Consider the following 24,730-nt stretch of genomic DNA (forward strand, 5'->3'; position numbering starts at 1 on the left):
GTGCTCCAAATAGCATTGCTTTAAAAATAGGATTCACTTGTGTTTTTAGATTGTCATATGCATGACGAGAATTTTACAAATTTTACGAGTAGTATGTAAAAGAGTTACTTGTTTTCCCTTTCCTTCATTTTCTTGCTCAGACCTTCACCAAATTTACGTGTTCTTCTCCCTCGTTGATTTGCAGTATTACGTTTGCTATTTGCAAATACTAGAAGAAATAGAAGCGATACACCTATAATACTGACTATAATCTGTGTGGTAGGGGAGAGGTCATCAAAAAAATCCATATTCATGTGGTTTCAGAGTGATAGTAATTTCATAAATATTACTTACCCTTATTTTTGTTTTAAAGATACGACAAAGTACTGTTTATTCTCTTCATTACTTTCAGGTCCCTGTACTTGGTAAGTTGCAATGAGCTCATCTGCTCCTAAGACATTTGCGTCTTTTAATTCTTCTAACCAGTCTTTACTATCTACATGAACGTTTATAAGAGAGACGCCTCTCATATCACTATCAGCTAGTTTTGTGTTTTCTAAGAAAGCACCGTCTAGTACCGCTTTGATTAAAGTAGCCCCATTGAGTTGAGCGCCTTTAAGGTCTGCATTTGTAAGAATGGCGTTGTTTAATTGAGATCTCGTAAAATCAGTGTTTTTGAGATTTGCTCCTTTTAGATTTGCGTTCCATAAGTCTGCATAAGATAGATCTGCATCGGGCATATCAATATTGGCAAGTTGCGCTCCAAAGAGATTAGCTCTTTTTAAATACACATTACTAAAGGATGTGGTAAAAATATTTTGAAGACTTTTCTTGTTCATCCCACTATTAATAATGGCGAGTAGAAATTGTCCTTTTTCTGGACTCAGCGGTTTTGTGAGAATTTCATCTTCTAGAAAGCGATAAGGTCTAAAACCATAGAGCAATGCTTGAATACGAGCTATAAGAGGTTTAGATATGGATGCCGAATTTTGTAGTTCATCATGTACTTGATCGAGTACATTGTCCATGAGAAAGACTAGGTTATTTCTTCTGCTAGCCTCTTCTAGATAGACTTGTTGTTGTATCCTTTCATTCTGGATGTCTAATTTTTTATTCTGCTGGAATAATATGCCTGTTTGAATTAAGATTAAGAATACGGGAATCACTGCAAATAGTAAAGTAAATAGACCTATACGAGTGATGCGTTTGACTAGACTGGCAGAAAGTTGGGCAAATGAAGATTTTGACACATTAGGTAGCTCATGATATACGCGATCAAAACTTTCCTTTAAGTCGGCGCCTGCCCATAGATGAATGCCTTTGAGTGTGGTTGTAAAAACTGCTTTTTTATTTGATGAAGACTGCTCTTTGAGCTGTGATTTTAAAAGATCATTTTCCTTACTTAGTAACTCATTTTTATCGAGTGCTTGTCTAAGCTCATCATTCATTAAACTCATAGTTGCAATTTTTCACCAAAATACTATCAAATTCGTAAAGGAGCCCCTATGTTGAGAATAAATATGATTAATAATTCACTCACGAAATAAGCAAATTATTTATTTCTAGTGTCACTCTCAATGACTCCATCACGCAATCTAATCACACGATGTGCATGCTCTGCAATATCTTCCTCGTGTGTTACTAGGATTACGGTATTTCCTGCAGCATGGATTGCATCAAAAAGTGCCATAATCTCAACACCAGTTTTTGAGTCAAGGTTACCTGTAGGTTCATCTGCAAGGATGATGGATGGTTTATTTACTAGAGCACGACCTACTGCAACACGCTGTCGTTGTCCTCCTGAAAGTTGGTTAGGTTTGTGGTCCATACGATCGGCAAGACCTACATCTGTGAGAACCTCTTCGGCACGAGCATTACGTGCAGATTTTGAAAGCCCAGCATAAACCATTGGTAAGGCTACATTGTCAAGAGCTGTGGTTCTAGGAAGTAAATTAAACGTTTGGAATACAAAACCTATTTCTGTGTTGCGTACTTCAGCTAGCTCATCATCTGTCATCTGGCTTACATCACGTCCATTAAGAACATAGGATCCAGCGGTAGGAGTATCAAGACAACCCAAAAGATTCATAAGTGTAGACTTACCTGAACCAGAAGGCCCCATGAAAGCAACATACTCGCCCTTATCAATATCAAGATCTATACCCTTGAGCACGTGCACAGTTTCTGTTCCCAATGGGAAGTCACGAATGATGTTTCTAATTTTAATAAGGTTGCCCATAGAATGTTCGGTTTGCTATAAGAAGAGATTAACGCCTAAATGTTACACAATTTATGTAAAAAATTATCTAGTAGATAGGAACCGTAACGTTTTAAAATTAGCATTTGCTATTGTCTAATAACTATCCTAGTGGATTGTGTGCTATTAGTAGCGTGATGAAATGGCATTACAGTCTAATGTAAAAGTCTTCCTTAGCCTGCTGTGGTCTGAAGAATACCATCCCAAAATGAAAAGCATCTATGGTCGCAGATATTTCTGGTATTTTCTTAATAGTTTGCCAGGCTTCTGTCATTTCTGGTGACCAGTGAATGTCGTCAAACATCCAGACAGTATCTGCTGTAGTTGTGCGAAGAAGTGATGATACATAATCTAGCGTGGCTTGCTTAGAGTGATTTCCGTCAAAATATATGAATTCAAACTTTTTATGATTGTGTTTTACAATCTCATCATTAAAGTCTCCTACGCAAAGCGTTACGTTAGTCACGTTTGCAGCATCTAGCTCCTTTTTTGCTACGGCCGCAGTATTAGGGCAGCCTTCTATAGTAGTGACATGTGCTGTGTTTTGAATAGCGAGTGCTGCCGTGGCAACCCCTAGCGAAGTACCAAGTTCTAATACCTCTTTAGGTTGAAAATATGCCATAAGACGTTGCAGTAAAAGCACTCTTTTATGAGTAGCTCCAGCATATCTAGCAATGTCTCTTACTTTTCGTTGAGCCGATTTAAACACTCGTGAACCTGCACCAAAATCCATGACCTCAATGCTCGTCTCGTTATCTAGTAGGGCTTTCTTGTATGTGTTGATTTTTTGTGAAATAGCAGGATCAGACGTGCCACGCAATACCTCTTTCTCTAACTTAAATATAAACGGAGAATGTATCCCATGCAGGTGAAATGTCTTTGGGAGCCATTTTAAATAGGTGATTATGGAGTGTTTGTACTGGTTCACTTTGTAGGATATGAGCTATTTTGAGGTGTTCTTTATAATTGAGGTGGTCGTTTATAATGGTTTATCCTTCCATCTTAGATGATAATTCAAACCATCGCTCCTCTTTTGAGGATATAGCGTCTATTATTTTCTGTAATTTCAGGCTTTCTTCGGTGATTTGATCTTGAGTAAGGTCAGGGTTTAAAAATACCTTCTGCTTTTCTTCTTTCTCGCGTTCTAGTTTTGCTATATCACGCTCTAATTTTGTATGTTCTTTTTGCTCATTATAACTAAGCGTTCCTGTGTGCTGTTGCTCTTTCCAAGATTTTGTTTCGGCAGCAGCGGCGTCCATAGATTCGTTAAACTTCTGCTTATTCTCTAGCTGTGCTTGTTCTTTTTCTGCTTTCGCGAAAGCGTTACTTATCCCTCCCTCGTAAGCTCTAAAATCTGAGTAATTACCTGGAAAATCTTCTACTACAGCGTCACCTTTAAAAACAAAAAGGTGATCTACAATCTTATCCATAAAGTATCGGTCGTGAGAAACCACCACGAGGCAACCTGGGAAATCTAGTAAAAATTGTTCTAATACGTTAAGTGTTACAACGTCCAGGTCGTTTGTAGGTTCATCAAGAATCAAGAAGTTAGGATTCTGGATAAAAATAGTACATAAGTAAAGACGCTTACGCTCTCCACCACTCAATCGCTCTACAAAATCATATTGTTTTTTACGGTCAAAAAGGAAGCGTTCTAGTAACTGTCCAGCAGAGATTGTTCTGCCTTTTTTAAGTGGGATGTGATCGCCAAATTCTTTAATAACATCTATTACCTTTTGTCCTTCTTTGATGTTTATTCCTTTCTGAGTGTAGTAGCCAAACTTTACAGTGTCGCCCACAATAACTTTTCCAGAATCTGGTGCCAGCTCACCCGTCATCATGTTGAGAAAAGTAGTTTTACCTGTTCCATTTTTACCTATAATCCCAACGCGCTCTCCAGTTTTAAAAACGTACTCAAATTGATCAAGCAATTTGAGATCACCAAAGGATTTACTGATTTTATGAAACTCAAGAATTTTACTTCCCATACGCTCCATATTAATCTCAAGCTGCACAGTATGGTCATTGCGACGCTCATGTGCACGAGATTTAATCTCTGCAAAGTCATCTATACGTGACTTTGACTTTGTGGTACGTGCCTTAGGCTGGCGACGCATCCACTCGAGTTCTTTCTTGTAAAGTTGCTTTGCTTTTCCCGTTTCTGTCTCCCATGCTGCAATACGCGCATCCTTGTTCTCGAGGTAATAAGCATAGTTACCTTTATAACTATATAGTACACCACCCTCAAGCTCTACAATCTCATTACACACATTCTCCAGAAAGTAACGGTCGTGCGTTACCATAAAGAGTGTGATGTTCTCAGTGCGAAAATAATCTTCTAGCCACTCAATCATCTCTAGGTCAAGGTGGTTAGTAGGCTCGTCTAGTATGGCGAGATCTGGTTTAGTGAGCATCATTTGAGCTAGAGCAAGGCGCTTTTTTTGCCCACCACTAAGTAGCTCAACTTTACGATCCATGTCATTAAGTTTCAACTTGAAAAGGATCTGTTTATATTGTGTTTCAAAATCCCATGCTTGTGCAACTTCCATGGCGTCAAATGCTTTTTGGTAAGCATCTGCATCCTCCATATTGAGGAGCGCCTTCTCGTAGTTTGCAATGGTTTTAAGAATAGGGTTATCGTGAGCAAATATGGTTTCCTCTACGGTAAGATTAGGGTCGAGATCTGGTTCCTGAGGTAAAAACGAAATCACAATACCCTTTCTGCTCACCACTTGACCACTATCTGGAGCTTCCAGTCCGGCGATGATATTGAGGAGAGAGGTTTTACCTGTTCCATTTTTGGCAACAAAGCCTATTTTTTGATCTTTGTTAATACCGAACGCTATGTCTTTAAAAAGATGGTGTTCGCCAAAGGATTTTGATACGTTTTCTACAGAGAGGTAATTCATCAGGAAATAGTGTAGATGCAATACGTTGCACCATTTACGATTAGTTGGTCACATGAGTGCTCAACCAGTATTTTAGTATTGTGGTATGCGTTTACGCTTTCGCGAAAGCAAAAATAACGCTTACAAATAGAAATTACTTGATTTTAAGTCGTTGCGTAGTGTAGTTTTTATTTAATTTCTGATAATTTTAAGCTAATAATTAAGCATCTATCTGTGAACGTTTTATTTTTATCGATGAAGTGCTATATTTGTGATGCCTAACTTTACATAAATGAGATACCTGATCATACTGCTTTTACTCGTAATTGTCGCGAGTACAGCTTCTTGTGTGCCCCTTAAAGATATTACCTATTTGCGCGAGACAGAACGTGCAACTGATAGTATTGTATCTCTACAGCAACAGCAACCACCATATCGTGTGCAAGTAGGAGATATATTAAGCATTCGCTTGAAAGCATTGGATCAACAATTGGTTGACTTTTTTAATCCATCCAGCAATGGAGGAGTTTCACTAGACGAAGGCTTTTATTATGATGGTTTTGCTATAGATACTCACGGAAATATACGTGTTCCCGAACTAGGTGAAATTAACGTCTTGGGAAGAACCACGGACGAAATAAGGGAAATCATCGAAAAAAGACTACTAGCCGATTATATAAAAGACGAGGCAGATTTATTTGTGACTGTAAAACTACCAGGAATACGGTATACACTAGTAGGAGAGATAGGAACCTCTGGAACCCAAAATGTGCTTGCAGAAAAAGTCTCGATACTTGAGGCTATTGCAAACGCTGGAGGCGTACCTCTTACCGGTGACCTTACAGATGTACTGATTATAAGACAATATCCCGGAGGGCAGCGAGTACATCATGTGGACCTTACAAAGATTGATGTGATGCAGTCGCCTTATTATTACATACAACCTAATGATATTATTACGGTAAACCCGCTACCCCAAAAGGCAATTGGTATTGGTACTACGGGGCTTCAGGCATTTACTACCATATTAGGATTAGTAACAACACTAGCCTCTGTAATATTACTAGCAACCCGATAAGTGATGGAAGAAGAATTTGACGTACAAAGCTCTGGTGGTTTCTTTGATTTTAAGGGATTCTTGTTTAGGCTCTTAAGTTTTTGGTGGTTATTTGTAATATCATTGGCTATTGCCTTCTCTATTGCGCACTACATAAATGTGCGTAAAGTGCCTATTTATAGAGAAACAAGTATGATCTCTATAAAAGACGATCAGAATCAAATGTTCGGAGGTAATACAAGTTTGGTTTTTAATTGGGGTGGTACTACAGATAAGGTACAAACAAGTATTATCATGCTTAAATCTAGAACTCATGCAGAGCGTGTTGTTCAATACCTACAATACTACATAAACTACCAGAAACAAGGTAAATACACCATTGAGGATGTGTATGGATACACGCCATTTAAATTAAAACTTAACGACTCATTCCCTCAACTGTATGGAAAAAGAATCACTGTAGTAGACCAAGGCGATGGTAGCATGAGACTTACTATACCTTTTAATGGAGGAAATGCTGCGCTTTTTAATTATAATACCCTTAAGCCATCTGCAATCCCTGCGCCAGCCACAGATTTTGATCAGGTTTTTAAGTTAGGAGATACAATTGATACACCGTTTTTAAAAGGACAATTAATCGCTACAGATGTGTATCCTACCGCCGGTCAGGAGTACTTTGTGAGTATGGGTAATTTTGATGGCACCGCAGGAAGATATCGTGGGATGGGAGTTACTCAAACTCCGCGAGGGAGTTCAACGCTAGAGTTGAGCCTTGTAGGGACTAATAAGAAGAGACTCATTGATTATCTAAATGCAAGTGTGGAGGTGCGTACAGAAGAGCAATTGCGCCAGAAGAATCTATTTGCTACAAAAACTATAAAGTATATCGATAGTAGTCTCAAGTCTAGTAATGTAGATTTAGACAAGGCGCTTAATGATCTTAATTCTTTTCAAAATAAAAATAGTGCCATTACCTTATCAGGAGGCGCAGAACAAATAAGTGAAGAGTTACAAGCTATAGATAACGAGAAAGATGATCTAGCTAGACAACTCGTTTATTATAAGCAACTAGAAGAATATCTAAGAACCCGTACAGATTATACCAATGTGCCAGCTCCATCCGTTACACTTATTAGTGAAGGAAGTATTACAGCTGGGGTGTCAAGTATTATCCAGCTTGCCTTACAACGTAGTAATCTTGCATATACCGCAAAGGAAGGCAACCCGGCTTTTAGAGACCTTGATAGACGTATCGATGCAGAGAAAGCAGTCTTGTTTGAAAATATAAGATCTAGCAAATCTCAGATCAATAGTCAGATTTCTAGTTTAAACAGAGAGATAGGTCAAGCCGAAAGGAAGTTAAGACAATTTCCGAAAGAAGAACAAGAACTTGCAGAGATACAACGCCGTTTCACCATAAGCCAAGAAGCTTATAATTTATATACCGCAAAGCGTAGCGAGGCGGAAATAATAAAAGCGTCAAATGTTTCAGATATCTTATTTATTGATAAAGCAAAGGATGTGGGTAGAGGCCCAATAGGTCCAAATACGCAACTCAATAAAGTGATGGCAGCCACTTTTGGAATTGTTATTCCTTTAGCCTTGGTACTAATTATCTTCTTTTTAGATACAAAAGTTGGCACGCCAGAAGATGTAAAGAAACGCTCAACTATTCCTGTACTTGGAGTGATAGGTAAAAGCAAGCGATCTTCGGGATTAGTGGTGCGTGATTATCCTCGATCTGCAATGGCAGAAGCTTTTAGAGGTTTGCGCTCTGGCCTACAGTTTATGTATAAGAAGAAAGGAGTTGTCGGGGCAAAAACTGTATTAGTGACCTCAAGTGTAAGTGGTGAGGGTAAAACATTTACCTCTATGAATCTTGCTTCCGTTTTCGCTTTAAGCGAAAAGAAAACAGTGCTAGTGGGACTAGATTTACGTAAGCCGAAGATATTTGATGATTTTGAGCTGGAGAATGATAAAGGAGTAGTTAACTACTTGATAGGAGATGCAACACTAGATGAAGTAAAACAGCCTTCTGGTATTGATCATCTAGACGTTATTCTTTCTGGACCTATCCCGCCTAATCCATCAGAGCTTATTATAAGTGACGCGATGGGAGATTTCATTAATAAGCTCAAAGAAGAGTATGACTATATCGTTTTTGATACACCTCCGTTAGGTCTTGTCTCTGATGCATTTGAATTAATGCCTTATGTGGATGCTTCTCTATATATGGTGCGTCAAGGTTATACTAAGAAGGACATGCTCGGTCTGGTTACAGATAAGTATGAAAAAGGACAAATAAAACATGTAAGCTTTGTACTCAACTATTTCCAACAGAAGCGTAAATACGGGTATGGCTATGGTTCAGGCTCTGGGTACGGCTATGGGTACGGCTACGGAACCTATAATAATGGGTACCATGAGGAGGAAAGAAGAGGAGGCTTATTAGGTAAGTTAGGAAGGCTGATAAGAGGTCGTAAGTAGAGAGGGTTTATGGTTGATAAAATGAAAGAGGACGAAGACTGGCTTTACGAGATTAAACCTAAGGGGAGGCTTATAGATTTGAATCTTAAGGAAATTTGGCGCTATAGAGATTTGCTTGTTCTTTTTGTAAAAAGAGATATTGTAACTGTTTATAAACAGACTGTTCTTGGACCTTTATGGTATCTCATACAGCCATTATTTACTAGTGTGGTTTTTACGCTTGTTTTCAACACATTTGCTAATATTAATACCGGTGTTGTTCCTCCATTTTTATTTAATCTTGCTGGAGTTACCTTGTGGAATTATTTCAAAGAATGTCTTAGTACGAGTAGCACTACTTTTACAGCAAACGCAGGACTATTTGGTAAGGTGTACTTCCCTAGGTTTATTGTTCCGGCTTCTAAGGTTATTTCAGGGCTTTTTAAGTACATCATACAGTTATTCATATTTTTTATTTTCTATTTGTATTTCGTCTTTTTTAAGGATGCTTCTATTGCTCCCTCAGTTTATATTTGGTTACTTCCTATTTGCGTTCTTAATATGGCATTATTAGGTTTAGGGGTGGGAATGATTTTGAGTTCTCTTACCACAAAATATAGGGACTTAACCATATTGGTTTCTTTTGGAATCAATTTGTTGATGTATTTGAGTGCAGTAATGTATCCGATAGCAGAGGCTAGAAAGAAGAGCTCTGACTATTCATGGCTTATTGAAGCAAACCCGCTCGCACAAACTATTGAGTTGTATAGGAACCTTTTGTTAGGCAGTGAATACTTAAATTTTAATGGACTTATTATAAGTAGTGTTGTTGCAGTAGTATCTCTTTTAATGGGATTAATTGTTTTTAATAAAACAGAAAAAACCTTTATAGATACTGTCTAATGAGAAATTCAATACGACTATATTGGTGGAGTGAGATACATATCCAAAAGAAGAAAAAAGAGAACTATGGAGACCTCTTAGGGAAATACCTTGTAGAAAAGATCTCAAGAAAATCGGTTAAGTGGGTACGCGCAAATAAATTTCATCTTAAAAATTTATGGAAACCTTTATATGTAACCATTGGAAGTGTTTTAGAGCATATAGGTCCACGTTGTACTGTTTGGGGTAGTGGTATAAACCATAGAGATTCTGTGATTTCTAATGCCACTTTTCTAGCAGTGAGAGGCCCGCTTTCGCGAAAGCGATTACTTAGCATGGGCTATTCATGTCCTGAAGTGTATGGTGATCCAGCGCTATTATTGCCACTTTTCTTTGAGAATACATTTGCTAAAAAAACAAAAATTGGAGTGATACCTCACATCAATGATTATGTAGCTGTAGCACAAATGTTTGCTAATATTCCAGAGGTGAAGGTTATAGATTTTAGAACAAATGACATAGAGTCTACAACTAAAGAAATTCTCTCTTGTGAGCGTATTATAGCATCATCGTTACACGGTGTAATTGTAGCGCACGCTTATCAAATACCTGCCGTTCAAGTAATTTTTTCAAATAAAATTTTTGGAGATGGGGTGAAATATCATGACTATTTTATGTCTGTAGGTTTAGATCCTTACAGAGCATTGACAGTAGATACACCAGAAGATGTAAATCATTGGATTTCTTTTGTTGAAAATCATAAAAATGCACTTCCAGATATAGGGCTCATAGAAAGTTTACAAAAGAAACTTCTTGAGGTATGTCCTTTTAAAGCATTAAATCAATGAACGATATAATATTAAAGGCACAAAATATATCAAAACAATATCGCTTAGGTGTTGTAGGAACTGGAACTTTGGGTCATGACATTAATCGATTTTGGGCAAAGTTAAGGGGGAAAGATGACCCGTACTTACAGATAGGAGCTGTAAATGACCGAAGTGCTAGTGCTAGTTCTGATTATGTGTGGGCATTAAAGGATATTAATTTTGAAGTTAAGAGAGGAGAAATTCTCGGTATTATTGGAAAAAATGGCGCAGGAAAATCAACGTTACTAAAGTTATTATCCAGAGTAACCAGCCCAACTACAGGCAGTATAAAGACTAAAGGTAGAATTGCGAGCTTACTAGAAGTAGGTACTGGGATGCATCCAGAACTAACGGGACGAGAAAATATCTTTTTAAACGGGGCTATTTTGGGAATGACCAAAATTGAAATTACTGCTAAGATTGATGAGATTGTGGACTTTTCAGGCTGTCAAATGTACATTGATACTCCTGTAAAGCGTTATTCAAGTGGTATGCGTGTGCGATTAGGCTTTGCGGTAGCGGCATTCTTAGAGCCAGATATTCTTGTGGTAGATGAGGTACTGGCCGTAGGAGATGCTGAGTTCCAGAAAAAGGCTATAGGTAAGATGCAGGATATATCTCAAACTGGTGGGAGAACAGTACTTATAGTGAGCCATAATATGGGTAGCATACAACAGTTGTGCGATCGTTGTATCGTACTTAAAAATGGCGAAATTAGTTTTGATGGTACTACAAAGGATGGTATCGAAATGTACTTAACAGAAAATGCAGATGATAATACGAGCAATTCTACAGATAACTTTATTATAAACCAGAATGATGATGAATTCAGGTTAGATTCATTTAATATTTATCAAAAAGAATCTCCTGAAGGATTGTATTATACAAATCTGCCAATAACGATTGAGATTAAATTTGAGTTGTTTAAAAGTTTAATAGGTTGTAGGGTGGGGTATGACTTTATCGATGTGAAAACTAACAGTTTACTATTTAGGAGTTATCATGATGATGCGAATACTGAGATAAAAGAGCTAGAAAAAGGAGAGTTTGTATGTAAAAGTGTAATCTCCTCAAACTTACTTAAGGAGGGCTCTTATTTTATCAAGCTGGCCATTGGTGTTCACAACAAAAGGTGGATCATTTATAATGACGGTTTAGGTAAAAATATTGACGTTAAAAATTTAGAAGGAATAAATGCAGTTTACATGGAGGATCGTCCAGGTTTAATAATGCCCTCATTAAATTGGGAGACGATTAAAAAATGATTTACATAACAAAGAATGTTCGATAATATTTTCTACAGGCTAGCTGTTAAGACTGCCAAAGTCTTGAAAAACTATATTTATAAAATTGATTTGAAGAGACATACAATTACTCTTGGACAAAAGGACAAAGAATGGAGTGACTTGTTTAATGGGCAGAGTTCTTTTGTCTATGAATTAAATAATTCTGTAAACATAACCCTATACAGAGACAGTGTTTTATCGCGGTCTATGTACAGAGGGTTTGAAATAGAAGAGATATCTTACTTAGAATATCTTTTGAATGAGGGAGATATTTTTATTGATATTGGGGCAAATGTTGGGTTGTTTTCTCTTTTTGCTTCACCAAAAGTTGGAGCTACTGGGAGGGTAATTAGTTTTGAACCTACACCAATTACCTACAATAGGCTAATCGAAAACATTTCTCTAAATGATTTTAAGAATATAGAAGCTAGACAACTAGCACTTTCTGATAAGGAAGGCGATATGGATTTCTTTATATCTAATAATGGTCATGATGCTTGGAATTCTCTTGCATCTAGTAGCGATAATAAATTACAACAATCCATCAAAGTTTCTGTGAGTACATTAGATAAAGAACTAGAAAGAGTAGATAAGAGTAATATACGTTTAGTCAAAATTGATGTTGAGGGTTGGGAGAAGTTTACATTGCTAGGAGGGTTAAATTTTTTGGAGAATTTTTCACCAATTTTGATGGTTGAATTTACAGAGCAAAATACCTTTAATGCAGGTTACATGGTTCAAGATGTGTACAAGATGATTGAAGAATTAGGGTATAAGTGGTATAGGCTGGAGAATGGTGGATTAGTTCGAGATGTTATGAGATTAAGATATCCTTATGAAAACTTGATTGCAAAAAAATAGGAGAAGTATGATTTTGAGTATTGTCACTGTTAATATGAATGATGTGTTAGGGTTAGAAAAGACTATCACTAGTGTTCAGAAACAATCTTTTGAAGATTTTGAACATATTATTATCGATGGTAATAGTGACGATGGAAGTAAAGAGCTTATTAACAAAACACAAGAAAATTACAGTTATTGGATAAGTGAACCCGATAAAGGGATTTATGATGCCATGAATAAAGGAATAAAAGCTGCTAATGGAGAATATATTCTTTTTTTAAATAGCGGAGATGATTTTTTTTATGACGACGCCTTACAAGATGCAGCAGTTTATCTTAATAAGTATGATTTTGTGTATGCTAATATTAATGTAAAGACTCGTAGCGGGCAATACATAAAGAAATGTCCAGATAAATTGACATTTAGTTATTTATATAAAAATGTTCCGCCACATCAGTCTACATTCATTCGGCTTGATCTTTTTAAAAAAATAGGACTTTATGATACCTCTCTTTCGATTGTTGCTGATTGGAAGTTTTTTATAATAGCTATTAGTAAATACAACGCTACGTATTTTTACCTCGATAAGATCTTTACTAATTTTTATCATGGGGGAATCAGTTCTATTTCAGAAAATGCGAATCTAATTGAAATTGAACGAAATGAAGTTTTAGAATCAGAATTTTCGGTATTTGTAGATGATATGAAATATAGATTTCAACTAGAACGAATTATTAGGAATTTACGTAAATCAAATAAGATTAAATTATTACAATATTTAGGAGTTTTAAGTAGGTTTTAATGGTTATCATTTCTCAAAAAAAAATGTATAGTTATCACAAAAATGAAAAATAAATTTCCTCCTATTATATTTTGTCATTACGGTTGCAGCGATTACTTATGCTATGTATTGAATCAGGCAAGATATTCAAATCCTAATACTAGAATTGTTCTGTTAGGTGATGATAGTAATAAATCTATTGCAGTTAAAGCCAGTGTTGAGCATAGGTGTTTTGATAATTACGCTAATACCAAAGAAATAAATACATTTAATGAAGTATATAAACACGTAGCAGGTAGAAATCACGGTAGAAAGAAGTGGACAAATTTTGTATTCAAGCGATGGTTCTATATTTATTCATTCTTAAAAGAACAAGGTATTAATGATTTTTGGCATTTTGATTCAGATAATATGATTTTGGATAACTTGAATGCACATAGCTATAAATTTGATTCATACGATTGTACTGAGCAATGTGGAAGCTCTTGTTTAAACGGTTATGTTGCAGGAATTAATGTAGTTTTTGGGTATTTGAAGACTATTAATTCGCTTTTTTTAAATGATCAATACATTGCGGAACAAGAAAGCAATTTGATAAATTATCCAACTTTTGCCTTTACCGAGATGCGAGCTTACACAGTTTATAGGGATAAAAATTCAATAAGAAGTACACGCCTTAATAAAATTATTAATGCAGAAACTTTTGATGATTGCATTTGTTTTGAAGATGGGTATGTTCAATATAAATTTCAAATTGATAATAGAAGTTTGAAACAAATCTATTTTAACAATAAAGGAGAAATTTTTTTTAAGAACACTAAGGACGATCAATATGTGAGGGTTGTAACGTTAAACCTGAGTTGGGTACCCATTAAAATTTTTGAAATAGTTACGCAAATTGTGAAAGGTAATTATCAAAATTCAGTAAAATATACGCCTAATAATGATGGAATTTATATGTTGGATTTGACGCAGCTTTCAAAAAATAATAATTATCTCCTAAATTTTTGTAAGTTCTTAACACCTAGAACTTTCAGAAGTAAGATAAGAAAGTACTATAAGAGGATTCGGAAAATATGATTTGTTTGTGGTAATATTTCAAACTTGCTATTTTTTGTTATAATTGAAGCAGATATTCAACAATTACAGTTTTCTTAAATTTAAAACAATAGTTTTTTATGTCCTATGCACCTATCGTCTTATTTGCCTATAATCGTCCTATTCATATGAAGAAGACATTAGATGCATTGGCTCAAAATAGTGAGGCAACCGAAAGTATACTTTATATCTATTGTGATGGTCCTAAGGCTAATTGTAATGAGAATTTATTAGCGAATATAAATGAGGTTAGAGCGATTGCAGATACAGAGTCTAGATTTGAAAAAGTCGAAGTTATCAAACGAGAGGGGAACTATGGACTTGCAGAAAATATTAGAGATGGCGTATCAACAGTTGTAAATCTTTATGATAATGTAATTGTTCTTGAAGATGATATTGTAGTATCAAAAGGTTTTTTGAAGTATATGAATAACGCTCTAGATTTATATAAATATGATGAGCGGATAATGCATATTTCTGGATATATGTATCCTCATAGTGAAGAACTACCAGAAACTTTTTTTTATAATGTGACTTTATGTTGGGGATGGGCTACTTGGAATCGCGCATGGTTCCATTTTAATAATGATGCTATCCATCTTTGGCAAACAATTGAATCTAATGAGCTTTGGAGAGCTTTTGAAAAGTTTGGCGGAGAGCGTTTAAGATCGCAATTAGCTGATAATATAACAGGAAAATTAAACACTTGGTTTGTTAAATGGCATGCCTCTGTATTGTTAAATGGTGGTTATACTTTATTCCCCTCAAAATCACTTGTTCAGAATATTGGATTCGATAATTCTGGAATTCATACTGGGGACCAAAATGATTACTTTCATGCTCAATTAGCTAAAGCAATAGAAGTAGAAAAGATTGAGTTAAGTCAAAATAGTTCTGGAGAAAAAGCAATCAGGAGTTTTTATCAAAACTTAAACAGCGCCTCACAAACTAGACTTTCAAAATCGAAGATTAAAAAAACGTTTAAACTTTTTTTAATTAGTGTAATACCTTCCTTTAAGAAATTATTTGAGGATTCAGTTGACTTTATTAAAATCCGGAGTCATCTTGGTTATAATGTCAAATTAACACCTAAAACTGTTTTAATAGATTCTTTAATAGGTAGCTATACATATGTTTCTCAAAATGCAACATTTAAAAATACTATTGTAGGTAAATTTTGTTCCATTGGTCCAAACTTAATTTCAGGCTGGGGTGTTCACCCTACTATGGGAATTTCAACTCACCCTATGTTTTACTCATTAAATAAACAAAATGGGATAACGTTAAGCACTGAAAATAAATATAGAGAGAGTAAATTAATCACTATCGGTAATGATGTCTTTATTGGGATGAATGTTTTAATTCTAGATGGTGTGACTGTTGGTCATGGTGCAATAATAGGAGCAGGTACAGTTGTTTCAAAAGATGTCCCTCCATTTGCTATCGTAGTAGGTAATCCAATGCGTATTGTGAGATACAGACATTCTGATGATACAATTGAAGCATTACTGAAAATAAATTGGTGGGATTTTCCACCAGAAAAATTAAATGAAGTTGAAAAGTATTTCTTTGATTTAGAGAATTTTATTAATAATAACCTAAGTGAGTAACCTACAAAATAACATAGCTAAAATCTCCATAATCACAATAAACTATAACGACCTTGATGGTCTGAAGAAGACTGTGGAAAGTGTTCAAGAACAAACTTATCAAGATTTTGAGCACATTGTTATTGATGGTGGTTCAGATGATGGTAGTGAAGTTTATATAGAAAAATATAGTACTAGATTTAACTATTCTGTAAGTGAGCCAGATACTGGCGTGTATAACGCCATGAATAAAGGGATTATACAAGCGCAAGGGGAGTATTTACTTTTTTTGAATAGTGGGGATTCATTTTATAAAAAACAATCATTAGAAAATGTAATCAATGATATAGAACCATATGATATTGCCTATTGTAATCAGATGGTTATAGGAAAAGATAAAAAGTATTTGAAAACATATCCAGAAACTTTATCGTTTGCTTACTTCTTAAAAGATAATATCCCTCATCAAGCAACTTTTATGAAAAAAAGTTTGTTTGAAAATTTTGGAGTTTATGATGAGGATTTGAAAATAGTTGCAGATTGGAAATTCTTTATTGACTGTATTTGTAAACATCAAGTTTCATATAAGTACCTTAATAAAACGCTCGTTAATTTTTATTTAGGTGGTATTAGTTCTAATCCCAATAACCAACGACGTATGGAAACTGAAAAGCAAGAAATACTAGCTTCAAACTACAAGGCATTTATGCAAGATTTAGATAATGTGTTGATATATCAGCAAATAATAAATTCTCTAAGAAGATCTAGAATAATTCGATTACTAGTTCAGTTAAAATTTCTCAATAAATTTTAAATATGATTCCAAAAGTTTCCATTATTGTTCCTTGCTACAGACAAGCCCACTTTCTAGATCAGACATTACAGTCGGTAGTGAATCAAACCTTTGTTAGTTGGGAATGTATTATTGTAAATGATGGAAGTCCTGATAATACCGAAGAAGTAGCTCAACAATGGAGCACTAGAGATAGTAGGTTTCATTATATCTACAAGAAAAATGGAGGTCTCCCAGCAGCTAGAAACTCAGGTATCGCTATGGCAAAAGGTACATTTATACTGCCGCTAGATTCTGACGATATTTTACATGAAGATTATCTTAATACAATTATACCTTATTTCGAACAGAACATACATCTTGAAGTAGTATCCTGTTATAGAATGTTTTTTAGTGATCATATTAAAGACACCTTCTACGAGCACAAACCTTGCGGAAAAGACTATCATTCTCTATTATTTGAAAATATTTTAATGCCTTCATCAGTATATAAGAAGTCAAGTTGGGAAAGAGTAGGAGGTTACGATGAGTCAATGCGTAAAGGTTTTGAAGATTGGGAATTCTGGATATCGATTTTGAAAGATGGTGGGGAATTCAAAGTAATAGAGAGATCACTTTTCTATTATCGAAAGGCTAAGGTTTCTATGTTAACAAATACCTTAGCCCACCACGCAGAAGATGTGTCAAAATATGTTTACAAAAAACATCGAGAGATTTATATAGATAAATTTGACACTACGATGGATTATTTATTTTACTTAATAAAAAAACACAGATTGAGTGAAGACAATTTGAAAACATCCTTAGAATATAAAATAGGGAAAGTTATCACAAAACCTTTTAGACTAATAAAAGGGCTACGTAGATCTAAAAAGTGAATTATATGATTTCTGTTGTAATACGTAATAAAAATCAAGAGGTAGCTTTAGCGTTTTTACTTAAAAACCTAAGAGAACGCTATAATGATGATATAGATGAAATAGTAGTTGTAGATAACCTATCTACAGATGGTAGCGAGAAAGTAGCTGCCATATATAATGCACGCTTTGAGACTATTAGAGAGTTTAGTTATGGAGGTAGTGCAAACTTTGCTGCTCAAAAAGCAACTCATGATGTAGTGGTTCTTTTTAGTGCTCATTCATATCCTGTGAGTCATGATTTTTTTAAGCTCATAAAAGATAAATTTCAAAGCAATAATAACCTTGCAGGCTTACGCTGCCTGCATAGTCCTAATGATTACCGCAATTATATCAACAATGTAAGCGCACAGGATGATCCTAATAAATCTGGTTTAATTTTTTCTGGTTCCGCTTTCGCGAAAGCGGTATGGCAAAAACATCCCTTTAATGATAATGTCTCCACTTTTGAAGATAAAGAATGGTCTAAGAGGGTTCTTGAAGCTGGTTACAAAATCGACTTCGTTCCAGCGATATTTAGCTACGAAATTAAACGAACAAAGGCTCAAGAATTTTTTAGATTTAAAAATGATATAATTGGCAACTATCAATTGTGGCATGAAGAGGTTAGTGCTTTTTCTGCATTTAAAGGGCTTTTAGCGACAAGCTGGAGACTTAAGAGAGGGTTTGTTTTAGATTTGTGGTATGCGTTTAAACGCTTTCTATACACGATAAAGTTCTCTTTTAATAAACCAGAAAAATTCTAATGGTTAAGCATAAGAATAACTTTGATTTTCTGAGATTTATGCTAGCCATCTTTGTGCTTATCACACATTCTTTTGCCTTGAAGGGAATGGAAGAAAATCAGGAATGGCTAACTATACTCACAGATAATCAGGTCAGTTTTTCGGCAATAGGTTTAAGCGGATTTTTTACCATTAGCGGTTATTTTATCTATAAAAGCTTAATGCGGAGTGACACTATTAAGAATTATTTTAAAAAAAGGATACTACGCATATTTCCTGGATTATTGGTTGTGTTAATACTATCATTAATAGTTATTCCTTTTTTATACGAGGGGAGAGAGCCATTGTTGAGTAACGTGTCTTACCTTACTTATTTGCCTAATAATCTATCTCTGTATGGTTTCCAAGGTATAGTTACGGGTGTCTTTAATGAGATGCCATATCATTCTGTAAACGGGTCTTTGTGGACTATTCAATATGAGTTTTCATTATACGTGGCTTTAATAGTGCTTTTTTTTCTTAAGTCTTACAAGAAGTTGCAGTTTATCCTATCGATATTAGTTTTTGTATCGATGATTGTCCTCTATAACTTTAATCTTGGAAATATCTATGAGAGGCAGGTGCTTCAGATATTAGGGTTTCACGTATTAAATCTAGGTGCCTTTTTTGTTGCAGGTACCGTACTTGCTCAGGTAAATTTTGATAAATGGAAGCATTCGATAGTATTTTTATCAAGTGGTTTGCTGCTAATTTCAGCTATTTATTTGGGGTTTTATAAAGAGATAAAGCACGTGCTTTTTCCTATATGTATTTTAAGTCTAGGTTTTGTGCCTATTAAACTACTTCAAAAATTTAGTGTTTATGGAGATGCTTCTTATGGTATTTATATTTATGGATTTCCTATTCAACAAATATTGCTCTACTACTTTAATCCGGAAATAGGTGATTTTATTATCTATTCTATTATGATTTCTCTCATCATGGGATATATGTCGTGGCATCTTGTGGAAAAACGCGCATTACAGTATAAATAAAAAGTAGCTTTATTATCTTACGACGCAATGAAAATGACAACACAACGTATCTATGTCTAGCAACCTTACAATAGTAATACCTAATCGTAATCGTGATCTAAAGACGGTAAGACGTAGTATAGCCTCTATAGTATCACAACTGGACCATGTTTCCCGATTAGTGGTTGTAGATTATGGAAGTGAACCGTCATATCAGATAGCGCTGGGTAACTTACTAAAGACTTTTGATAATGTAGTTTTGTTTTTATGTGCTACTCAAGGACAGCTCTGGAATAAGTCAAGGTGTATCAATATGGTATTAAAATCTTGTACGACTTCTCATTTTATGGTTTCAGACATGGACATGATATGGCACCCTAATTTTTCACAAGAAGTAGCATCACTTCTAAAACAAGAAAAAACTATTTATTTCCCTGTTGGTTTTATGCCTGAAATAGAGAGTGAGAAAGATAAATCATTTGATGAGTTTGAAATCAAGGGAGTCTCAGGTGTGGAAGCTACAGGAATAACAATTTTCCCTACAGCGCATATCAAATCAATAGGTGGATTTGATGAGTTTTATCACGGTTGGGGAGGAGAGGATACAGACGTTCATTTAAGACTGCAAAGAGGAGGCTATGATGTAGAATTTATTAAAGATTCCCTGTACTTTAAACATCAATGGCATTCTAAAATGTATAGAAGTGTTAAGAGTAAGTATCCTTTTGCAGAAACGTTAGAGCTTATTAACGGCCAATATCTGAACAGGGTTAAAAAGGGAATAGCTGTTAAAGCAAATCATTTAGGAGAAGTAGGCGTTGTGCCTGAGCCTTATGATTTGAATATGCCCGAGGTTTCTATAGATGTTTATGCTACTAGAGATCAAGTGCTCTCTGCTTTGTATTATATGGATAATTACAAAGGGTATAGAGTTTTTTTCAAAGTTCGTCTACACCCAGAGCGAAAGGATATTGTCAAAAAGATTAAGAGAAAACTTAAAAATAAATCCATTAATTTTATTTCCATCTTAGAAGTAAATAACATAGTTCTAGAATGGATTGTATTCAAGGCTAGAGACTCCTATTATGATTTTAAGCTTATAGGCGAAAACACTGTGGCGCTAGAACTTCACTATAGATAAAGATGAACAAAAAACAAGTTTCTATAGCTGCTATTAGAGAGGAAAAACCTACGTTAAGCGTTTTTGTACTTTGTTACAACCAAGAAGATTATATACTTCAAACTATTAAAAGTATTCTTACACAAAAGACTAATTTCCCTTTTGACATTGTTATTAGTGACGATGCTAGTACAGATGGTACTAGTGAAATATGTGAAAATCTTGCTTTGGCTTACAGTAATATAAAATATATAAGACGTAAAGGTAATTTGGGTTTAATGGCAAATTTTGTTGAAACTGCTAAGGAGTTAAAAGGTAAGTACGTCGCAATATGTGATGGTGATGATTATTGGATTGATAATAACAAACTCCAACTTCAAGTTGATTTTTTAGAAAAAAATACAAATTACAGTGTGGTAGGAACACGCTGTAAGCAGCTCTCTGCAAATAATATTTTAAATGCGGGCAAGACTAAAATGCTTAATCCTATTTCTTTAGAAATATTATCTTGTGATAATATTATAACAGCGCCCACAGTCGTCTTTCTTAATGTCTATAGACTTATAGAATTGCCTTGTTTTTTTAAAAAGTTTCCTTATGGAGATTGGCCTTCTTATTTGCTTGTTATGTCACTCACCAATACTTCGGCTTATAACTTAAATGAAATAACAGCTGTTTATAGAAGTTCTGTGGGTGTATCTGCGACTATGCGGAAAAATCCTATTTTAGTTGCCCAACAAAATATGCACATTATTGCTGAGCTAAGGAAAATGGATATTTTAAATTCTAATAAAAAAGTATTTAAAAGCAGTATTGACTATCAGCGATTAAAGTTGGTTATGGCATACAACAGAGAAAAAAAATACGTAGATGGACTATTGCTGATGCTTCAAATATTGAGTTCATCTTTTTCTTTTGCGCTAATAAAAAAATATCTCTATTCGATAAAAAAATCATTCGTAAAATGAAAATTTTATTCGTATCCATGAACTCTATTCACTTCCGCCGCTGGTCAGATCAGTTGCGAGATAGCGGCCATGAGGTATATTGGTTTGATGTAAAAGATCAAGGATATGCACCATCTATGAGCTGGATGACTCAAATTACAGGATGGAAGAAAGGCTTTTTGAAGAAAAGAGGTCGTACGTTTATTAAAAATAAAATTCCTCAATTATATAAGACTCTAGTTCGAAGGTTTGATCACCCTATAGAGGATGCTTTCGCGAAAGCGTTACAAGACATAAAGCCAGATGTTGTTCATAGCTTTGCTCTATATACTTCTTGTTTGCCTATTCTTTTAACAATGAATCAATTCAATAAAATACCATGGATTTATTCTAGCTGGGGGAGTGATTTATATAATAAGGATAATAAGCCTAACTACTTAGATGAAGTTCCTTTAGTTCTGAAAAGGGTCGATTATCTTATTACAGATTGTCATAGAGATTTTATAATTGCTAAGGAAAATGGTTTTAAAGGAAGATTTTTAGGTGTTTATCCTGGAGGAGGAGGGTTCAATAAGAGGTTGTTTAATCAAGAACGAAACAAAAATAGCTTTATAGTAAAGGGATACCATAATGATATAGGTAAAGCAATACCAGTTCTAGAAGCGTTGATTGACTTATCAAAAAGCCAACCTTTGGAAATTATAATTTTTGGAGCTTCCATTGAGGTTTTAGAGTATCTAAAATTGCAAAAGGATACTGGCACTAGTTTAAGGTACTATGAAAATATATCACGCGATAAACTTTTTAAATTACTAGATAATTCAAGATTTTATATAGGCAATAGTTTAAGCGACGGTATGCCTAACACACTTTTTGAATCAATTTTCTGCGGATGCATCCCAATACAGTCTAACCCAGGGAATGTTACAGAGGAACTTATAACACATGGTGTTAACGGATTTTTAATCGAACATCCATTAAACGTGTCTCATATTAAAAATGTGATTGATGAAGCCCTTAACGATAATAAGAGTATAGGTGACTTCTATGATAATAATGCGGAGTTGAGAGATTATTATGAGCGTAGTAATATCCAACAAAAAGTGATTGATATGTATAATACATTACTTGTATGATTATTGAGAATATAAGATTACACAAACAATATCAATATGATATTCTCGAATGTTTACTTGATGGCAAGCGCCTTTATTTTGAATGTTCACAAATCAAAACGCAAGATAGTAGCGATTTGATGTACGACGCATTTGTGATTGCAGTTTTACCACTGATGTTAGAAAAAAATGAAAATTTATTTGTTAAAGGAAACGTTGATTCTATATTGCTTAGACAAGTAAATGAGTATATACTTCCAAAATTATGTGAAATAAATAATTTTAAAAATACACTTCGGGTTGAGAGCACAAATACCAATGTGATTGATATTTTAAGTAATAAGAATGTTGCCACAGGTCTCTCTTGTGGGGTAGATAGTCTTGCGAGCATAAAAGAATTTAGGGATGAAAATAAACCAATTTCATTTGTGACATTTTTTGACGCGGGAAGTCATGGTTTATACAGTTCTAAGAGTACTGATGAAATTTTTAATTTTCGACTTGAGAATGCTAAGAAAGCAGCGCAAAATATTGGCTCAAAACTTATAATCATAAGAACAAATGCGCATAGTTTTATAGAAGGACGTTTTGAGAGTGCGCATAGTTTTCTCAATATTTCTTGTGCATTTGCCACATTAGGGTTGATTAACGAATATAGGTATGCCTCTGCTTACAAATTTTCTGAGAGCACATTAATACCTGGAGATACTAGTAATTATGATCACCATATATTACCAGAGTTGTATTCTTCATATTTTAAAACTGCCTCAACTTTAAAAAAATATACAAGATTGGAGAGAATTCGAAATATATCTAATCTTAAAATTTCACAAGAATATCTTGATGTATGTACAAATTCATTGAGTGCAAAAAAAAATGGATTTCAAAATTGTTCGTCGTGTCATAAGTGTATGAGGACATTTATGGCGCTAGAGAACTTTACAAAGCTTGACAACTTTTCAAAGATAATTGATGTAGAAAAATATGAATCATCAAAAATGAGGTATATTGATTATCTATTATCAGGTGATTTACCTCTACATGATAAAGAAATTCTGTGTATGCTATATGAGAATAAACTTATAACCTATAAGCATAAGTTGTTTTCCAGATATTCAAAGTTTAAAAAAAGCCTTAAAAGCACTCTTAAAAAAATGTTTTAACACATGACTAAAGTTTACTGCATTGGTAATATGAAATATACTCCTTTTGGAGATTTTAATAAGTTTGATCTCAATTATCTGAATCTAAATAATATTTATGTAACAGATAGCATTCAAGATGCTGATGTATTAGTGGCACAGCAAAGGAAACATTTAATAAAATATTTTTGGCAATATAGACGCAGCAAAAAATATTTATTATGGACTAATGAACCAAGATTAGATGTTTCTGAAAAATTACTTTCTAAAGAAGCTTTCGGTTTGGCATCATTACAGATTATGAATGTGTATAACAGTGAGGTTTTTATAAATGCAGAGCCATCATTTAAAACATATTTTAGTAGCTCAATTGAATATTTACCTAAAACGTACAAAGTAACTAATACTTCAGTTATTGCTCTAATGTCTTATTATAAAGGGCTAAACACAGAATCTATAGTTATAAATGGCCATGACGTTGATTTAATAAAAAAAAGAACTCAAATTGCTTTGTACGGAAATGATATTGGGTCTTTAGATATATACGGAAAAGGATGGCCTGACAATAGATCTAAAGAAGATAGTAGGGAAGGCAATTGGGGACTAAGAAAGCGGAAATTGATGGATACGTATAATTACAACCTCTGTTTTGAAAATACTATAGCTAGTAATTATATATCTGAAAAAATTTGGGATAGTATATCTAATTATTGCTTACCTATATACCACAGTGGTAATAATATTTATGAGTTGTTTCCCGAAGAATCATTTATTGATTATAATCACTTTTCTAATCCTAAAGAATTGTTTGATTTTATAAACAGTATTACACATGAGCAATTTATTACAAGGTTTAACAAATGTGTAGAAGTTTATAATACTTACAAGCAAAAGAGCGATTCATTTTATAATTCTCAAAGGGAGTTAGTTTTAAATAGAATCATTAAAAGGTTAAAGGAATAA

At 34.4% G+C, this 24,730-nt stretch carries 23 protein-coding genes; 18 read left to right on the top strand and 5 right to left on the bottom strand.

Translation table 11 applies throughout. The annotated features are described in order from the left end of the window. Positions 1-104: 104 nt before the first annotated feature. From D017_RS09530 to D017_RS09550, 5 genes are all read right to left on the bottom strand, one after another. Complete coding sequence (locus D017_RS09530; protein ID WP_035336212.1) at positions 105-287, bottom strand: hypothetical protein; 183 nt, start codon at positions 285-287, stop codon at positions 105-107. Between the two features lie 48 nt (positions 288-335). Continuing rightward, a complete protein-coding gene (locus D017_RS14970) occupies positions 336-1,436 on the bottom strand; it encodes a pentapeptide repeat-containing protein (protein WP_051583859.1) in 1,101 nt (366 codons plus the stop codon). A gap of 95 nt (positions 1,437-1,531) precedes the next feature. Next, positions 1,532-2,218 carry an ABC transporter ATP-binding protein gene (locus tag D017_RS09540; RefSeq protein WP_035336213.1) on the bottom strand — a complete coding sequence of 229 codons (687 nt, stop codon included), beginning with the start codon at positions 2,216-2,218 and terminating at the stop codon, positions 1,532-1,534. Between the two features lie 166 nt (positions 2,219-2,384). Then, positions 2,385-3,164 (bottom strand): class I SAM-dependent methyltransferase, encoded by a 780-nt coding sequence (locus D017_RS09545; RefSeq protein ID WP_035336214.1) that lies wholly within the window; start codon positions 3,162-3,164, stop codon positions 2,385-2,387. A gap of 61 nt (positions 3,165-3,225) precedes the next feature. Continuing rightward, the gene (locus D017_RS09550; protein WP_035336216.1) at positions 3,226-5,145 is read right to left on the bottom strand and encodes an ABC-F family ATP-binding cassette domain-containing protein; all 1,920 of its coding nucleotides are present in this window, start codon (positions 5,143-5,145) and stop codon (positions 3,226-3,228) included. A gap of 271 nt (positions 5,146-5,416) precedes the next feature. Here D017_RS09550 and D017_RS09555 point away from each other — a divergent pair, with 271 nt between their 5' ends. From D017_RS09555 to D017_RS09645, 18 genes are all read left to right on the top strand, one after another. Next, entirely contained in the window at positions 5,417-6,202 is a 786-nt protein-coding gene (locus tag D017_RS09555) for a polysaccharide biosynthesis/export family protein (protein WP_035336217.1), read from the top strand. Positions 6,203-6,205: 3 nt separating this feature from the next. Then, positions 6,206-8,668, top strand: a complete 2,463-nt coding sequence (locus D017_RS09560; protein WP_035336218.1) for a tyrosine-protein kinase — start codon at positions 6,206-6,208, stop codon at positions 8,666-8,668. Between the two features lie 21 nt (positions 8,669-8,689). Beyond that, complete coding sequence (locus D017_RS09565) at positions 8,690-9,550, top strand: ABC transporter permease (RefSeq protein WP_225969290.1); 861 nt, start codon at positions 8,690-8,692, stop codon at positions 9,548-9,550. Continuing rightward, positions 9,550-10,377: a polysaccharide pyruvyl transferase family protein gene (locus D017_RS09570; protein WP_035336220.1), complete on the top strand. Its 828-nt coding sequence runs from the start codon at positions 9,550-9,552 to the stop codon at positions 10,375-10,377. Before D017_RS09565 ends, D017_RS09570 begins: the two co-directional genes overlap by 1 nt. After that, complete coding sequence (locus tag D017_RS09575; protein ID WP_035336221.1) at positions 10,374-11,663, top strand: ABC transporter ATP-binding protein; 1,290 nt, start codon at positions 10,374-10,376, stop codon at positions 11,661-11,663. The genes D017_RS09570 and D017_RS09575 overlap by 4 nt, the downstream gene beginning before the upstream one ends. Before the next feature lie 63 nt (positions 11,664-11,726). Further along, entirely contained in the window at positions 11,727-12,545 is an 819-nt protein-coding gene (locus tag D017_RS14975; protein WP_225969291.1) for an FkbM family methyltransferase, read from the top strand. Positions 12,546-12,552: 7 nt separating this feature from the next. Beyond that, complete coding sequence (locus D017_RS09585; protein ID WP_035336223.1) at positions 12,553-13,329, top strand: glycosyltransferase family 2 protein; 777 nt, start codon at positions 12,553-12,555, stop codon at positions 13,327-13,329. 42 nt (positions 13,330-13,371) lie between these two features. Continuing rightward, a complete protein-coding gene (locus D017_RS09590; RefSeq protein WP_035336225.1) occupies positions 13,372-14,388 on the top strand; it encodes a hypothetical protein in 1,017 nt (338 codons plus the stop codon). Positions 14,389-14,534: 146 nt separating this feature from the next. Continuing rightward, a complete protein-coding gene (locus D017_RS15195; protein WP_225969292.1) occupies positions 14,535-16,016 on the top strand; it encodes a CatB-related O-acetyltransferase in 1,482 nt (493 codons plus the stop codon). After that, on the top strand, positions 16,009-16,809 hold the full coding sequence (locus D017_RS09605) for a glycosyltransferase family 2 protein (protein ID WP_051583861.1): 801 nt from the start codon (positions 16,009-16,011) through the stop codon (positions 16,807-16,809). Before D017_RS15195 ends, D017_RS09605 begins: the two co-directional genes overlap by 8 nt. 2 nt (positions 16,810-16,811) lie before the next feature. After that, a complete protein-coding gene (locus D017_RS09610; protein WP_035336227.1) occupies positions 16,812-17,666 on the top strand; it encodes a glycosyltransferase in 855 nt (284 codons plus the stop codon). Between the two features lie 5 nt (positions 17,667-17,671). Next, on the top strand, positions 17,672-18,451 hold the full coding sequence (locus D017_RS09615; RefSeq protein WP_035336229.1) for a glycosyltransferase: 780 nt from the start codon (positions 17,672-17,674) through the stop codon (positions 18,449-18,451). Next, on the top strand, positions 18,451-19,464 hold the full coding sequence (locus tag D017_RS09620; protein ID WP_035336230.1) for an acyltransferase: 1,014 nt from the start codon (positions 18,451-18,453) through the stop codon (positions 19,462-19,464). Before D017_RS09615 ends, D017_RS09620 begins: the two co-directional genes overlap by 1 nt. Positions 19,465-19,516: 52 nt before the next feature. Continuing rightward, positions 19,517-20,584: a glycosyltransferase family 2 protein gene (locus tag D017_RS14980; RefSeq protein ID WP_051583862.1), complete on the top strand. Its 1,068-nt coding sequence runs from the start codon at positions 19,517-19,519 to the stop codon at positions 20,582-20,584. 2 nt (positions 20,585-20,586) lie between these two features. Next, a complete protein-coding gene (locus D017_RS09630; protein ID WP_051583863.1) occupies positions 20,587-21,531 on the top strand; it encodes a glycosyltransferase in 945 nt (314 codons plus the stop codon). Beyond that, on the top strand, positions 21,528-22,646 hold the full coding sequence (locus D017_RS09635) for a glycosyltransferase (protein WP_035336231.1): 1,119 nt from the start codon (positions 21,528-21,530) through the stop codon (positions 22,644-22,646). Before D017_RS09630 ends, D017_RS09635 begins: the two co-directional genes overlap by 4 nt. Then, positions 22,643-23,788, top strand: coding sequence for a hypothetical protein (locus tag D017_RS09640; RefSeq protein ID WP_035336232.1), 1,146 nt, complete (start codon positions 22,643-22,645; stop codon positions 23,786-23,788). Before D017_RS09635 ends, D017_RS09640 begins: the two co-directional genes overlap by 4 nt. Positions 23,789-23,818: 30 nt before the next feature. After that, positions 23,819-24,730, top strand: coding sequence for a glycosyltransferase family 10 (locus tag D017_RS09645; RefSeq protein ID WP_225969293.1), 912 nt, complete (start codon positions 23,819-23,821; stop codon positions 24,728-24,730).

The organism is Dokdonia sp. PRO95, assembly GCF_000355805.1.
In the GTDB taxonomy this organism is placed as follows: Bacteria; Bacteroidota; Bacteroidia; order Flavobacteriales; family Flavobacteriaceae; genus Dokdonia.

Excerpts from the sequence above, each read along its gene's own strand:
- D017_RS09565 (WP_225969290.1), top strand. The coding sequence starts at position 8,690 with ATGAAAGAGGACGAAGACTGGCTTTACGAGATTAAACCTAAGGGGAGG.
- D017_RS09575 (WP_035336221.1), top strand. The coding sequence starts at position 10,374 with ATGAACGATATAATATTAAAGGCACAAAATATATCAAAACAATATCGC.
- D017_RS14970 (WP_051583859.1), bottom strand. The coding sequence starts at position 1,436 with ATGAGTTTAATGAATGATGAGCTTAGACAAGCACTCGATAAAAATGAG.
- D017_RS09635 (WP_035336231.1), top strand. The coding sequence starts at position 21,528 with ATGAAAATTTTATTCGTATCCATGAACTCTATTCACTTCCGCCGCTGG.
- D017_RS09610 (WP_035336227.1), top strand. The coding sequence starts at position 16,812 with ATGATTCCAAAAGTTTCCATTATTGTTCCTTGCTACAGACAAGCCCAC.
- D017_RS14980 (WP_051583862.1), top strand. The coding sequence starts at position 19,517 with ATGTCTAGCAACCTTACAATAGTAATACCTAATCGTAATCGTGATCTA.
- D017_RS09530 (WP_035336212.1), bottom strand. The coding sequence starts at position 287 with ATGGATTTTTTTGATGACCTCTCCCCTACCACACAGATTATAGTCAGT.
- D017_RS09645 (WP_225969293.1), top strand. The coding sequence starts at position 23,819 with ATGAAATATACTCCTTTTGGAGATTTTAATAAGTTTGATCTCAATTAT.
- D017_RS09540 (WP_035336213.1), bottom strand. The coding sequence starts at position 2,218 with ATGGGCAACCTTATTAAAATTAGAAACATCATTCGTGACTTCCCATTG.
- D017_RS09590 (WP_035336225.1), top strand. The coding sequence starts at position 13,372 with ATGAAAAATAAATTTCCTCCTATTATATTTTGTCATTACGGTTGCAGC.
- D017_RS09570 (WP_035336220.1), top strand. The coding sequence starts at position 9,550 with ATGAGAAATTCAATACGACTATATTGGTGGAGTGAGATACATATCCAA.
- D017_RS09615 (WP_035336229.1), top strand. The coding sequence starts at position 17,672 with ATGATTTCTGTTGTAATACGTAATAAAAATCAAGAGGTAGCTTTAGCG.
- D017_RS15195 (WP_225969292.1), top strand. The coding sequence starts at position 14,535 with ATGAAGAAGACATTAGATGCATTGGCTCAAAATAGTGAGGCAACCGAA.
- D017_RS09585 (WP_035336223.1), top strand. The coding sequence starts at position 12,553 with ATGATTTTGAGTATTGTCACTGTTAATATGAATGATGTGTTAGGGTTA.
- D017_RS09630 (WP_051583863.1), top strand. The coding sequence starts at position 20,587 with ATGAACAAAAAACAAGTTTCTATAGCTGCTATTAGAGAGGAAAAACCT.
- D017_RS09560 (WP_035336218.1), top strand. The coding sequence starts at position 6,206 with ATGGAAGAAGAATTTGACGTACAAAGCTCTGGTGGTTTCTTTGATTTT.
- D017_RS09550 (WP_035336216.1), bottom strand. The coding sequence starts at position 5,145 with ATGAATTACCTCTCTGTAGAAAACGTATCAAAATCCTTTGGCGAACAC.
- D017_RS09555 (WP_035336217.1), top strand. The coding sequence starts at position 5,417 with ATGAGATACCTGATCATACTGCTTTTACTCGTAATTGTCGCGAGTACA.
- D017_RS09640 (WP_035336232.1), top strand. The coding sequence starts at position 22,643 with ATGATTATTGAGAATATAAGATTACACAAACAATATCAATATGATATT.
- D017_RS09620 (WP_035336230.1), top strand. The coding sequence starts at position 18,451 with ATGGTTAAGCATAAGAATAACTTTGATTTTCTGAGATTTATGCTAGCC.